This is a genomic window from Nostoc sp. NMS2, from assembly GCF_017115105.1.
Taxonomy (GTDB): domain Bacteria; phylum Cyanobacteriota; class Cyanobacteriia; order Cyanobacteriales; family Nostocaceae; genus Nostoc.
Map to the genome: position 1 here is coordinate 1 of NZ_JABXKH010000128.1, position 13,170 is coordinate 13,170.

The window sequence follows — 13,170 nt, forward strand, 5'->3', positions numbered from 1 at the left end:
GGAGAGACTTAATTTTAATAATTCCCCCTTGTCCTCCTTGTCCCCCTGCTCCCCCTGCTTCCCCTGCTTCCCCTGCTTCCCCTGCTCCCTGCCCCCTCATCCCCCGCTCCATTCCCCACTCCCTACTCCCAATCCAATGAGTGCAGAAATTATTTGTGTTGGCACCGAACTGCTGTTGGGAGATATCCTCAACGGCAATGCTCAATTTTTAGCGCAACAATTAGCGCAGCTAGGTATTCCCCACTACTATCAAACAGTGGTTGGGGATAATCCAGAACGGTTGAAGCAAGTTATAGAAATTGCTATTTCCAGAGCGCAAATTCTCATTTTCACTGGTGGACTCGGCCCTACACCAGACGATCTCACCTGCGAAACCATCGCCGATTTTTTTAAAACCCCTTTGGTAGAAAACCCAGAAATCATCGAAGATATAACCCAGAAATTCGCGCAACGCGGTCGAGTGATGTCACCAAGTAACCGCAAACAAGCTTTGATTCCCCAAGGTGCAGAAATTCTCCCCAACCCGACAGGAACAGCACCCGGTATCATTTGGCAACCCCGTCCTGAAATCACGATTTTTACCTTTCCCGGTGTTCCCAGTGAAATGTACCCAATGTGGGAAGAAACAGCCGTCCCATTTCTCAAAAATCAAGGTTGGGGTAAAGAAATTATTCACAGTCGGAGTTTAAAGTTTTGGGGTATTGGTGAATCTGCTTTGGCGGAAAAGGTTGCTTCTTATTTGAAGTTGCCCAATCCCACAGTCGCCCCTTATGCAGGTAAGGGGGAAGTAAGATTGCGAGTTTCTGCTAAAGCCACTTCCGAAGCAGCCGCAGAAGCCCTAATTGCGCCCATTGAGAAACAACTTAAAGAAATTGCCGGACTAGATTTTTACGGCGTTAATACTGATACTCCTGCTTCTGTTGTTGGTGAGTTATTGCGGGCATCAAAAGAAACGCTTTCGGTGGCAGAATCTTGCACTGGTGGCGGTTTAGGGCAAATGTTGACTGAGATTTCAGGGAGTTCTGATTACTTTTGGGGTGGAGTAATTTCTTATGACAATTCGGTGAAGGTTAGGCTGCTGGGGGTTAACCAGGAAGATTTAGATAAATTTGGGGCGGTAAGTGCTACTGTTGCAGAGCAAATGGCAATTCGAGTCAAAACTCGCCTTACAACAACTTGGGGATTGAGTATTACTGGTATTGCTGGCCCAACTGGAGGGACAGATACTAAGCCCGTAGGTTTAGTTTACGTTGGTTTAGCTGGGCCAAAGGATGAAGTGACAAGTTTTGAATATCAGTTTGGTACAGTACGAGGACGCGCTCTAATTCGTTATGTCAGTGCGAATGCAGCGTTGGATAATCTGCGAAGGAAGTTGTTGACGAGGTAGGTAACTTATAGAGCGCGTATCCGCGTCTCTATCCTCGTACACATGACCTAATCGGGTTTTGCCATTACTGAGTAACAACATTCAGTGGTTGCGAGACAGTATTGACAAGCACAAATTGGTCAGCAGTAAGAATAACATTGACGTATTCATAGCCTCCAACTAACTTTTGATTGGGTATGGCAATATCAACTGCATAACCTTCAGGATTTTCGTAGCATTCTACAATTCTTCCGAGTGTATTTTTAGGAATCATCTGGTCGGCAAAATCTGGTTGCACTTGTGCCAATGTTTTTATTTGATCGTAAAGTTTAGCTTTCATTAATATTTTAAATAATCCTGTTGATACCTCAACGGGAGCCAACGATCAGGATTTTTACAGATTCCCGATGGGAAATTGGCAAAGAGTTGTTAGATTCAATGACAGGCATTAAAACTGTGTGACTTATGTCCAAAACGTTTAACATAATCATCTTACATTAAAAGCTATGAGCAAAATTCCTATCCTCCAGCCAAATAACTCGTACACTTTCAGAAGCTATTTTGAGATGTTATTTGAGCCAGAAGACATACTGGCTGAATTTGGCTATTCTTTAAAACGTTCCTCTCTCAATCAACAAAAGTCCACCATTGAATTAGACAGACTCGCAAACCTCAAATCTAGGATTGAAGAGAGTTTGCCATATATTAGTTTGACTAGTGAAGCAGCCCGCAGAGAGTTACTAATTGCCCCAATTTTATTGGATATTATTCATTACACTCGCGCCCAACTTAGAATTGAATATCCTTTAATTGTTACAGAACAATTAAAAGGTTCCCTTGATTATTATTTGCACGCAGACCGTAAACTCTTAGTTGTGGAAGCTAAAAATGCCGATTTAGCTAGGGGCTTTACCCAGCTTGCTGTAGAACTGATTGCTATTGATGCGTGGACTGACTCTCAAGAGCAAAATTTACAAGGGGCTGTTTCTACAGGAGATATCTGGCAATTTGCTCTATTGAATCGAGAAAGTAGACAAATAACTCAAGACCTCAATTTATATCGTGTTCCTGCTGACATAGAGGACTTACTTCGGATTTTGGTGGCGATACTGAGCTAAGAATGAAACAGTATTACATTAATATTTTCTATAGTGAAGAAGATAAGGGCTATATTGCTGATATTCCTGATTTGAAACACTGTTCAGCATTTGGTTTAACTGAAGAGGAAGCACTTCGTGTTGCGATCGCTTCATAACAGACTATAGCAGGAGACAAAGTGTATGAAAAAGCACTGGCTTAGATAGCATTTTCAAAATCATTTCCAAACCTCGGTCAAATCTAGGATAAACCCAGGCAATATATCTTCTCCTGACAAGCTTAGGGGATTATCTATAACTTCCACAGACTGGCCTTGCCTATAAATCTCTACCTTTTTGTTTTTTCGGTCAATTAACCAACCTAAACAAGCTCCGTTTTCCATATATTCTTTCATTTTGGCTCGTAGGGGTTTCATATTGTCATTTTTAGAACGCAGTTCCAGTACAAAATCAGGACAAAGAGGGACAAATCCATCTTGCTGTTCTGGAGTGAGTGCGTCCCATCTGTCTTGACCTACCCAAGCTGCATCGGGAGAGCGATCGGCCCCGTTAGGGAGGTGAAAACCTGTCGAAGAGTTAAATGTCTTACCAAGTCTTGTTTGACGGTTCCAAAGCCATAGTTGTCCTTCGATATCTAAATTCCTATTTCCTGTAGTACCTCCAGTTGGAGCCATAACAATTAGCTCTCCTGTCACAGTTCGTTCTAGTTGTAAATCTCGGTTAGCGATCGCCAACTCAACTAACTGCTCATGGGTGACTGTAAGTGTTAGCGTTGGTGGAATATTAACTGCAATGGCTCGAGGTGTTTTGGCTTGTGTCACTGTTTTGTCTCAAACCTACGCTTATCTGGAAGCTCTACACAGATTCTAAAAACCATTTGCATTCATTTCCATAGTTTAAAGTAAATGCGTCACTATGGCGAACTGGCGATCGCACTTTTGTATAGAGGTTGCGATCGCCTTTGCTAAAAAATATTAACACCAATCTTCAGATTACTTGATTGTAGCTAAATCACGGGTTAACTTTTTGTTAATCGTTTCTAACACCTTAGTTTCTTCTGGCGTAATTACTCCATCGAGATGAGCAATTTTTTGGCATTGCGCTAATAAAGGGACAGCAAAATCACTATTAATTTGCTCAAGTAAGGTTTCTAAAGATGGTGGAGATTTGATATTAGCTGCGATCGCATCGATTGAGGCAGAACTAAGATTCGCAGCTTGTAATTCTGACAAAATATCTTCCCAAGATTTATCTGGATTACCTGCTAAGACAATATGAACCAAAATCTGATCCATAATCTTTTCTTGAGAAATAGCGGCTTCGAGAAATTTTCCGCTCTTTAGTTGAGCATCTACTAATGTTGCCTCTAAAGTTGATAGATTCTGCTTTGCTTCATAAAACTGACAAGCTGCATAACCTAATGCGTATATCATTACTGCATTTGAACTAGCACCAATGACGGCTCCCGCTACTGGCAAATTTCGTAGTAAACCCAAACCTGCTTTGATTGCTGTTTTTCCACTTACCCCTAAACCAAAAATTGCTACTGCCTCTGCTCTGCGCTCGGAATCTTTTAAATCCATTCCATAGGCAGCAGCAATTTGATAGACTAACTCCACTGATAATGCAGATGTAGCAGCCCAATCTACTACAAACATTGCAGCTGCTTGTCCGGGCGCAAGACTACTAGCAAGCCCTGTTCCTCCTACTAAAACAGCTTTTTCCAGCATAAGATGATGGGCAATTTGTGCTGGTTGTTGATTTGGATGTTCTTGCTGTAACTTTCTGACGGCAGTCTCAGCTTTAACTAAATCAACTTGTTGAATTAATGGATTTAACCAATCTTGATTTAGAGATTTTATTGCTACTTGCAATTGGGGATTATTACCAACTATTGCTAATGCTTGACCTGCAATTTGTGTTGCCTGAAAAGCTGCACCACCAATTGCACCGCCAATACTTACAGCCGTTCCTGTAACAGCTTGCCCTGCTTGAACAGCAGCACCTCCAATAGTCCCACTGATGCCTATAGCTGCTCCTGTAGCAGCTTGTCCAGCTTGAACAGCAGCACCTCCAACGGCTCCGGCTGTTCCTGTTACTGCTCCAAACAATGAACCCAAAAAAGATGGTTTTTGTACAGTTAATTTATTATCTGTTGTTTTATTAATGACAATTGAAGATTCCACTTCAATATTTGTTTGAGGTGGTAATACAGTTGAATTTATTAGCGCTTCTAACTCAATTTCTTGTTGCCAATCTGGAAAATATTCACCTGTTACTCTTCCGTATATTTTGACACTCTTAAAAGATTGGATATCTAAATTAATTAATCCATCACAAATAATCGGGACTACTAATTGTTGTGCTGGAACTTCAAACGATTCCAGCATTATCTGTAGACAATTTTGTTTGAAACTAGTTTTTGGCGTAATTCCGGGTAAATTTAACCACTGACTTACCAGAGTGTTAATCGCATCTGTATCACCCTGCTTGGCAAGTTCTAGAATATTTAGCTGTATCATACTTAGTAGTGGTGAGAATCTTAGCAATAACTTAGTTCAATTATTCCCACTCACTAGATCAAAAGTAACATTTAACACATTTGACTTCTAACCATCAGCTATCCTACACCTACCTATCAGCACAATTAATCACGGGATCGCTTGCTGTATTCTTCACAGTTTGTTACAAAAGTACAAAGAACTTCTAGAGACTAAAAACCACATGTTCGGCGGACTTACTGGTTTACAAGATCCTAAAGGCACTGATTGGGGAGAGCGGATGCTCAACACGGTCGCCAGCCAAACGATTCGCCACCTGTTTACCCAAAGCGAGTCAGTAGAAGTCTTTGTGCGCTGCTACCCCTCCAGCAAACTGTTGCAAGGCAGCATTGATAGCTTCAAAATGAGCGGTCGTGGCTTGGTGATTCGGAAAGATTTCGCGGTAGAGGAGATGTCTTTTGAAACCGATGCGGTGGCAATTGACTTCGGCTCGGTTTTAAGAGGCAAACTTAGCCTTAAGCAACCTACTCAAGCGATCGCTCAAGTAATTTTATCAGAAGCAGGCATCAACCAAGCCTTTAGTGCGGAACTGGTGAAAAAGCGTCTGCTTAACCTCACCGTACCCTCCCTGACGGCATTATCTGGCGGTGAACCCGTTTCCTTTACGGAAGTTCAGGTACAGCTATTGCCAGAAAATCGGTTACAGCTTGTAGCAAAAGCAGATTTAAACAATGGCGAACTCGTGCCTCTGAGCATGATTTTAAGTATAGGCATTGAAAGGCGGCGGCGAGTTTCTTTCAAAGATCCGAAAATCGAACTTGACCAAGTGCCAGAAGCACAACGGGAAATTTCGCAAACCTTGAGCGTAGCGCTGGTAGAAATTTTAGATAATATGGTTGATTTGGATCGTTTTGACCTCGATGGAGTGAAAATGCGGCTCAACCGATTAGAAACTGAAGGTCAAAAACTTATTTTCAGTGGATATGCTGAGATTGAACGTATTCCAAGTACTTAACATGAAATTAACACGCAAGAAATCAAAGTAAAGTTTTTCTGAGCAGCTTTGTGTAAAATTTTGAGGTTTTTAAGAGATTTCGGAGTTATTGATTATAGGTTACGCCTAGTGGTCTGTCCTATAAGTTTTGCAAGGTTTGAAGTGAGCGATTTATCGCTCAATTTTAAGCACTGAAGTGCTTACTACAAACTTTTACAACCCTGCAAATTTAATGGGACAGACCACTAGCTAAAGACAAATCGAGGAATGACCTAATTATTTATTTCCAATAACCCAGGCGGTGGCGTAATTTCAATGCGATTAGATTTCAAGTCTACTACTGGTGCGATCGCTTCCACAAATGGAATCAAAACAGTCTTTTGCTTTTTGTCATTTGTGATTTGTCCTTTGTCAGTAGCAAAGGATTCATGGAACTTTACTTCTAACAAATCATTGCCGGCGGGGATGATATCTACCACCGTACCCACGAGTTCGCCAGATGCTTGCATGAAGACTTCCACGCCAATCAAATCGAGGACATGATATTCATCTTTGCCTAATTGGGGGCGATCGCTTGCTGGTACCATTAACTTACAACCACGCAACGCCTCCGCTTGATCGCAAGTTTCCACACCAGCTAATTTGATTACATACAAGTTTTTGTTACTGATATAACGTCCTGTTAATAATTCGATTGGTTGTGGTTCTGTACCATCTAAACGCAACAACCAACGTTTTCCCGGCACTTCAAATCTTTCGGGAAAGTCAGATACAGGATAAACCTTTAATTCTCCAGACAATCCTTGAGGGGCAACAATCTTACCAATTTCTAACCAATTATCTAATTTGTCATTTGTCATTTGTCATTGGGCATGGGGCATTGGGCATGGGGCATTGGGCATTGGGCATTGGGCATTGGGCATTGGGGAAAGAATTCTTATAACTCCTAACTTATAACTCCTAACTCCTAACTTATAACTCCCCCCTATTAGGCAGTCACCGCCGCACCTTTATAAGCTTTTTCAGCCACTTTTGCTAAACGTTGCATAGCAGTGACTATCTCTTCATCTGTACCTGTGAGGCTGATGCGGAAACATTGGTGCTTGTGCGCCCACTCTTCCTCTAAACCGGGGAAGAAGGTACTTCCAGGGACAATAATCACGCCTACTTGCTTTAATTGTTGGTAAAAGTCCCAATCACTGATGGGTAAATCCTGTAACCACAACCAAGCAAAAATTGCTCCTTCACCGCGATGGAGAAACCAAGGTAAATCTTTAGGCATCGCTTGTTCTAAGCTGGTTTCTAAAACGGTAAACTTACTTTGGTAAAAGGGACGGATGACAGTATGAGAAATTTCGACCAAAGCACCAGAATCAATTGCAAGAGCTGCGATCGCTTGGCCGTAACGTGAAGAATGAAGGCTCATATTTGCCTGAAAACACTCCAGCACTTCAATCCACTTTTCATCCCCAATAGCTATACCAATCCTTTCACCTGGTAATCCCGCTTTTGATAAACTCATGCAGTGTAAAATATTATCACCAAAAACTGGTGTCATTTCGGTAAAGTTCAATGCTGGGAAGGGAGGCGCATAAGCCGAGTCAATTAACACTGGCAGATTGTAAGGCGCAGCCAGGGCAGCAATTTTCTTCACCTCATCATCAGTGAGGACATTACCAGTGGGATTACAGGGGCGAGAGAAGAGGACACAACCCGTATTTTCTGTAATCGCCAGTTGGCTGAAGTCGGGGCGATATTTAAATCGGTGAGCGGCTGCATCGATATCAAGAGTTGGTTTGTAGGCAATTAAGGCTTTTGGAACTAAGCAGATGCCGCCGTAACCTGTGTAGTCAGGGCTGAGGGGCAAAACTATTTGTTTTAACTCGCCGCTAGAGGTGTAACCACCAAAGCTATTAACAGCGTAGAAATAGAGGCTTTGACTACCGGGTGTGATGAGGATATTGCGATCGCTTAAGTTTAACCCGTAGCGTTTGTTAAAGTCGTTTGCGATCGCTTCAATTAATGGTGCATAGCCCTGACTTGAACCGTAACGACAAACTACCTCACCATATTCTGGACTAGCCAAAAGCTGTGCAGTACAATCCCGCCATAACTGCTCTACTTCTGGCAAAATCAATGGATTACCAGCACTCAAATTAATAAATTGCTGCCCTGCACCCCCTCGTAATGTCTCGATAATATCCTTCATGATTGCTCTGACGCCAGTCAGGTTGGACATTTGAGCGCCAATTTGAGTTAGGGCAGGGTTCATAAGCTGTGACAAAATAATGTATTAATCGAGAGGTGGACAAATTATTTGAGGGTTACTGCTGACATCCAGTTTACATCGTTGTCAAAACAGCTGCCGCCTTTAACTAATTTAGCTAGAGAATGATATTGTGAACCACCCTAGCCTAGCAAAGCTAGAGGGTGGGGCTTCCAACTTCACGACGGAGGAATGCCGTATCTTAGAGGATGTTTGAAAAGTCGTCTTGTCGGTATCAAAAGTTTTAGATCCCTCTAAATCTCCCGCTCAATTGTCTTGCTAAATGTTCTGCTTTGGTGTGATATTGGGCAAAAATTAAGCGATCGCTTTTTCTAAATTTTTCTGGGCTACTTCCACAATACCTAAATTATTATATGCCTTTGCATATTTAGGGTTAATTGTCAATGCCTGTTGGTAAGCCAGAACAGCTTGGTTAGTTTGTCCTTAGATTGTCAATAATTACCCCCATTAGTTTGTCCTTGATTGTCAATAATTACCCCCAACTGATACCAAGCGGGAGCATATTGAGGATATTGGGCGATAATTTGTTCGTATAAAGCGATCGCCTCTGTCAATTGTAGTGGTCTATCGCATTAAATATGAAGGGTTATAAAAGTTTGTAGTAAGCACTTCAGTGCTTAAAATTGAGCGATAAATCGCTCACTACAAACCTTGCAAAACTTATGGGACAGACCAGTAGTTGTGTTTGTAAAGCTAATGCTTGTTGATAAAGTTGTTCTACGGCTGGGGATTGGCCATAACCAATCAGAATTAGACCAGTCTTGATTTTAACGCTCTTTTATTACTCTCGTCAGATTAAATTTGAAACCCTATGTTTGGCGTTAGTCCGCGTAGGCGGACTTTGTTTGTGTAGCCGCGATTTCTAATCGCTTGGATTATTCTCTCTCCAGAGTCATAGAAGAGCGCTGAGGCGTGATTGCAGAGATTATGTTGTCCCGATTTGCGTTGTTAGTAAATTCTTGTATAGGCGCTGACTCGTCAGTTGGCGCATTTCCCGCTATTAGAGGTGAATGTGGATCGAGGGTAATCAACTGCTGAATCTCCTCAGTCTGGAATCCTAATGCTTGTGGGCGACGGACTCCTGGTAACACCTGCACATCATAAAGCTCCGTCACTTCTCCTTCTAGACGTAGCCAGTGGACAACTTGACCCGTTTTCAAGTCAATCACCATTAACCCACATCGGGGTTCAGTCTTTTTATTGACTAAATTTTCATCCAGTTTTAAACCAGAAAAAGTTTTGTCGCGGGGTTTAGATAAGCCGACAATGGCATAATCGCCACTAAAAGCCAAACCACGCAGAAAACCGGGACAAAAAGCAACAGGCTGAAATACTCCACCGGAATCGATATAGCCAAATTCTCCCGTGCCAGCATTCAGCAACCACAACTTACCCTGATAAAATCGTGGGGCGTGGGGCATAGATAAACCCCTAGCAATTACCTCATCAGATTGAATATCAATAATACAACCGCCGCCTTGTCGCTTGTCCCGCCAACCATCCACCACATCAGATTCACCACAGAGGGTAACATAGCGGGGTTTACCGGCCACCATCGCCAAACCATTGAGGTGACAGCGATCTTCATTTACCAAACTAGAAATAAACTTAGGTTTCCATAAAGGAATGCAACTATGGCGATCGCTCACCGTTGCCAGACAATTTAATATAGTACTGATAAATACAATGCGTTCGTTATCAGCTTCCACCGCCAAATCATGAATATCTAAATCCCCAGTAGTATAAGCAATTCGGGGAATATACAGCTTGTCATAACCATCATAAAGTTGTCCGACACTCAGCACATTATCTAACTGCCAGAGTTGGGATCTAGAACTGAGATAAATTCGTTCTGGGGTAGCATATAACCCCATTGCGCGGTCAAAAAACCGCTCAAATCCCGATAATTGTCCGTGGGCGTTCACCCCTAACAGCATCAGACGCGAACTTTGATAGGTAGAGAAAGCCAGACTAATTTGCTGCGATTGCAGCCAGTCGATGAAATGACGCGAGGCGAGTATTTCTACAGGGAGAGCAGCTTTAGCAGTGGATTGTCGGATCATTGGAAAAGTATAATTTTTTACTGTTGACACTAGCGAACAACATCGCTAGAATTTTGGGCGTTTAGTTATTAACCATACATATAGCAGATATAAAGTCAACAGTTACTTTAAGTTTGTTTAAACATTTATTGTCCGTAACATTCAGTGCCAGACAACAGTATGTAGTGTTGGGTTTCGTTCTTCAACTCAACCTACTAGGTGACATCTCAAGTAAATCTAGTGATTTTACTGAGAATAAAATACTAATTTTAGGTTACTAAAATATAAGTATTTTTTAAATTAGAGATACTCCTTATCAGGATTAATACGTAAATAACATAATACTGAAACACCATGACAACTACTAACGCCACCGTCACAAAGCAGACTCTAGTCATCATCGATGCTGGAATTGATGACCATCAAATACTCGTCCAAGGCATCATACCCACAGCCAAAGTAACTGTCCTCAACAAACACCTTGACGGCATCGCCCAAATCAGCGCCATCTGCCACAACTATCCGGCAGCCAGTATCCAGATAATTGCCCACGGTAGCCCCGGCAGCTTGCAACTAGGTAATAGTCAACTAAATTTAGACAACCTCCACACCTATCGCCAGCAACTACAACAATGGCTTGCGGCAGAAATCCTCATCTATGGGTGTGAAGTCGCCGCCACAGAAATCGGAAAAACCTTCATAGAACAGCTACACCAACTCACCAGGGCAAACATCGCCGCCTCAAATAAAAAAATCGGCAACAGCCAACAAGGTGGAACCTGGGAACTAGAGGTGAAGATCGGGCAAATCGCCTCTACCCTAGCCTTGCAACCAGAAATTAGGGAAGCCTATCCTGGAGTGTTTGCCACCTTTGCTACCGCCACCAACTTCAGCGTCGGCACTAATCCTACTTCAGTCACAGTGGGAGACTTCAACGCCGACGGCAAGCTGGACTTGGCTGTGGCTAACTACAGCAGCAACACCGTCTCCGTGCTGCTGGGGAACGGCACAGGCGGCTTTGACACTGCCACCAACTTCACCGTCGGGAATAATCTCAATTCAGTCACAGTGGGAGACTTCAACGGCGACAGCAAGCTGGACTTGGCTGTGGCTAACCTCAACTACTACGGCACAGTCTCCGTGCTGCTGGGGAACGGTACAGGCGGCTTTAACACCGCCACCGACTTCTCCGTCGGCAAGGGTTCCCGGTCAGTCATAGTGGCAGACTTCAACAACGACGGCAAGCTAGACTTGGCTATCTCTAACTTCTACGACAGCACAGTCTCCGTGCTGCTGGGGAACGGCACAGGCGGCTTTGCCAACGCCACCAACTTCGCCGTCGGCGGTGGTCCATTTTCAGTTACAGTGGGAGACTTCAACGGCGACGGCAAGCTGGACTTGGCTACTCCTAACTTCTACATCAGCAGCACAGTCTCCGTGCTGCTGGGGAACGGCACAGGCGGCTTTGGCACCGCCACCAACTTCTCCGTTGGGAATTATCCCAAGTCAGTCACAGTGGGAGACTTCAACAACGACGGCAAGCTGGACTTGGCTGTGGCTAACGGCAGCACCGTCTCCGTGCTGCTAGGCAATGGCACAGGCGGCTTTGGCACTGCCACCGACTTCTCCGTTGGCAGTGGTATCAATTCAGTGACAGTGGGAGACTTCAACGGCGACGGCAAGCTGGACTTGGCTGTGGCTAACGGCAACACCGTCTCCGTGCTGCTAGGCAACGGCACAGGCGGCTTTGGCACCGCCACCGACTTCTCCGTCGGCAGTAATCCCAGTTCAGTAACAGTGGGAGACTTCAACGGCGACGGCAAGCTGGATTTGGCTGCTGTTAACAACGGCAGCAATGATGTCTCAGTGCTGTTGAACACCACACCCAAAATTACCATCACCCCAGGCACCAACCCCACAGAAGGCGTTACAGATGGCACTTTTACCATCACCCTCGACACTCCCGCCCCAGATGGTGGCTTAGTCGTCAACTTCAACACCACAGGTAGCACCGCCACTGCCACCACCGACTACACCTTGGCAGCAGGTACAAATATCACCGCTGTCACAGCCAACACCTTCACCATCGCCGCCGGGGAAACCACCGCCACCTTAACAGTCACAGCTGTCGCTGATGGAGTCTCTGACCCCAACGAAACCGTCACTGTCAACCTAGAAGCCAGCCCAGACTACATCCTCGGTGTCAACAGCAGCGCCAATTTCCAACCAGCCACCAACTTCACCGTCGGTAATAATCCCTATTCAGTAACAGTTGGAGACTTCAACGGCGACGGCAAGCTCGACTTGGCTGCCGCTAATCTCAACAGCAGCAACGTCTCCGTGCTGCTAGGTAACGGCACAGGGGGCTTTGGCACCGCCACCAACTTCTCCGTCGGCACTGCTCCCCGCTCAGTAACAGTAGGAGACTTCAACGGCGACGGCAACCTGGATTTGGCTACCGCCAACTACAGCAGCAACGTCTCCGTGCTGCTAGGTAACGGCACAGGGGGCTTTGGCACCGCCACCAACTTCTCCGTCAGCACTACTTCCTTTTCAGTAACAGTAGGAGACTTCAACGGCGACGGCAAGCTCGACTTGGCTGCCGCTAACATAAACAGCAACAACGTCTCCGTGCTGCTAGGTAACGGCACAGGGGGCTTTGGCTCCCTCACCAACTTCTCCGTTGGCACTACTCCCACCTCAGTAACAGTTGGAGACTTCAACGGCGACGGCAAGCTCGACTTGGCTGCCGCTAACACAAACAGCAACAACGTCTCCGTGCTGCTAGGTAACGGCACAGGGGGCTTTGGCACCGCCACCAACTTCTCCGTCGGCACTGCTCCCCGCTCAGTAACAGTTGGAGACTTCAACGGCGACGGCAAG

The 13,170-nt window shown here is 44.6% G+C and carries 14 protein-coding genes; 5 read left to right on the plus strand and 9 right to left on the minus strand.

The window, feature by feature from the left end; all coding sequences use genetic code 11:
* The first annotated feature begins 136 nt into the window (after window positions 1–136).
* A complete protein-coding gene (locus HWQ36_RS22420; protein ID WP_292706613.1) occupies window positions 137–1,387 on the plus strand; it encodes a competence/damage-inducible protein A in 1,251 nt (416 codons plus the stop codon).
* A gap of 64 nt (window positions 1,388–1,451) precedes the next feature.
* On the opposite strand, the gene HWQ36_RS22425 is transcribed toward HWQ36_RS22420, so the two are convergent.
* Window positions 1,452–1,706 carry a hypothetical protein gene (locus HWQ36_RS22425; RefSeq protein ID WP_292706614.1) on the minus strand — a complete coding sequence of 85 codons (255 nt, stop codon included), beginning with the start codon at window positions 1,704–1,706 and terminating at the stop codon, window positions 1,452–1,454.
* A gap of 166 nt (window positions 1,707–1,872) precedes the next feature.
* Between HWQ36_RS22425 and HWQ36_RS22430 the strand changes: the two genes are divergently transcribed.
* The gene (locus HWQ36_RS22430) at window positions 1,873–2,484 is read left to right on the plus strand and encodes a hypothetical protein (protein ID WP_292706616.1); all 612 of its coding nucleotides are present in this window, start codon (window positions 1,873–1,875) and stop codon (window positions 2,482–2,484) included.
* A 2-nt stretch (window positions 2,485–2,486) separates the two neighbouring features.
* A complete protein-coding gene (locus tag HWQ36_RS22435) occupies window positions 2,487–2,621 on the plus strand; it encodes a hypothetical protein (protein WP_292706618.1) in 135 nt (44 codons plus the stop codon).
* Window positions 2,622–2,681: 60 nt separating this feature from the next.
* On the opposite strand, the gene HWQ36_RS22440 is transcribed toward HWQ36_RS22435, so the two are convergent.
* From HWQ36_RS22440 to HWQ36_RS22450, 3 genes are read right to left on the minus strand one after another with little or no spacing between them, the layout of a single operon-like run.
* A complete protein-coding gene (locus tag HWQ36_RS22440) occupies window positions 2,682–3,284 on the minus strand; it encodes a Uma2 family endonuclease (protein WP_292706620.1) in 603 nt (200 codons plus the stop codon).
* Between the two features lie 34 nt (window positions 3,285–3,318).
* Window positions 3,319–3,444: a hypothetical protein gene (locus tag HWQ36_RS22445; protein WP_292706622.1), complete on the minus strand. Its 126-nt coding sequence runs from the start codon at window positions 3,442–3,444 to the stop codon at window positions 3,319–3,321.
* An 11-nt stretch (window positions 3,445–3,455) separates the two neighbouring features.
* Entirely contained in the window at window positions 3,456–4,985 is a 1,530-nt protein-coding gene (locus tag HWQ36_RS22450) for a hypothetical protein (protein WP_292706623.1), read from the minus strand.
* 202 nt (window positions 4,986–5,187) lie between these two features.
* Here HWQ36_RS22450 and HWQ36_RS22455 point away from each other — a divergent pair, with 202 nt between their 5' ends.
* On the plus strand, window positions 5,188–5,979 hold the full coding sequence (locus HWQ36_RS22455; RefSeq protein ID WP_292706625.1) for a DUF2993 domain-containing protein: 792 nt from the start codon (window positions 5,188–5,190) through the stop codon (window positions 5,977–5,979).
* 251 nt (window positions 5,980–6,230) lie between these two features.
* Here the strand turns inward: HWQ36_RS22455 and rimM are convergent, their stop codons facing one another.
* The 5 genes from rimM to HWQ36_RS22480 all read right to left on the minus strand — a co-directional run bounded on the left by rimM (window position 6,231) and on the right by HWQ36_RS22480 (window position 10,308).
* On the minus strand, window positions 6,231–6,818 hold the full coding sequence (rimM, locus tag HWQ36_RS22460) for a ribosome maturation factor RimM (RefSeq protein WP_292706627.1): 588 nt from the start codon (window positions 6,816–6,818) through the stop codon (window positions 6,231–6,233).
* A gap of 128 nt (window positions 6,819–6,946) precedes the next feature.
* Window positions 6,947–8,230, minus strand: coding sequence for a valine--pyruvate transaminase (locus tag HWQ36_RS22465; RefSeq protein WP_292706628.1), 1,284 nt, complete (start codon window positions 8,228–8,230; stop codon window positions 6,947–6,949).
* Between the two features lie 309 nt (window positions 8,231–8,539).
* Window positions 8,540–8,629: a hypothetical protein gene (locus HWQ36_RS22470; RefSeq protein WP_292706630.1), complete on the minus strand. Its 90-nt coding sequence runs from the start codon at window positions 8,627–8,629 to the stop codon at window positions 8,540–8,542.
* A gap of 47 nt (window positions 8,630–8,676) precedes the next feature.
* Window positions 8,677–8,799, minus strand: coding sequence for a tetratricopeptide repeat protein (locus HWQ36_RS22475; protein ID WP_292706631.1), 123 nt, complete (start codon window positions 8,797–8,799; stop codon window positions 8,677–8,679).
* 321 nt (window positions 8,800–9,120) lie between these two features.
* On the minus strand, window positions 9,121–10,308 hold the full coding sequence (locus HWQ36_RS22480) for a TIGR03032 family protein (RefSeq protein WP_292706633.1): 1,188 nt from the start codon (window positions 10,306–10,308) through the stop codon (window positions 9,121–9,123).
* Window positions 10,309–10,641: 333 nt separating this feature from the next.
* Between HWQ36_RS22480 and HWQ36_RS22485 the strand changes: the two genes are divergently transcribed.
* Window positions 10,642–13,170, plus strand: a 2,529-nt coding sequence (locus HWQ36_RS22485) for an FG-GAP-like repeat-containing protein (protein ID WP_292706634.1), incomplete at its 3' end; no start/stop codon positions are given.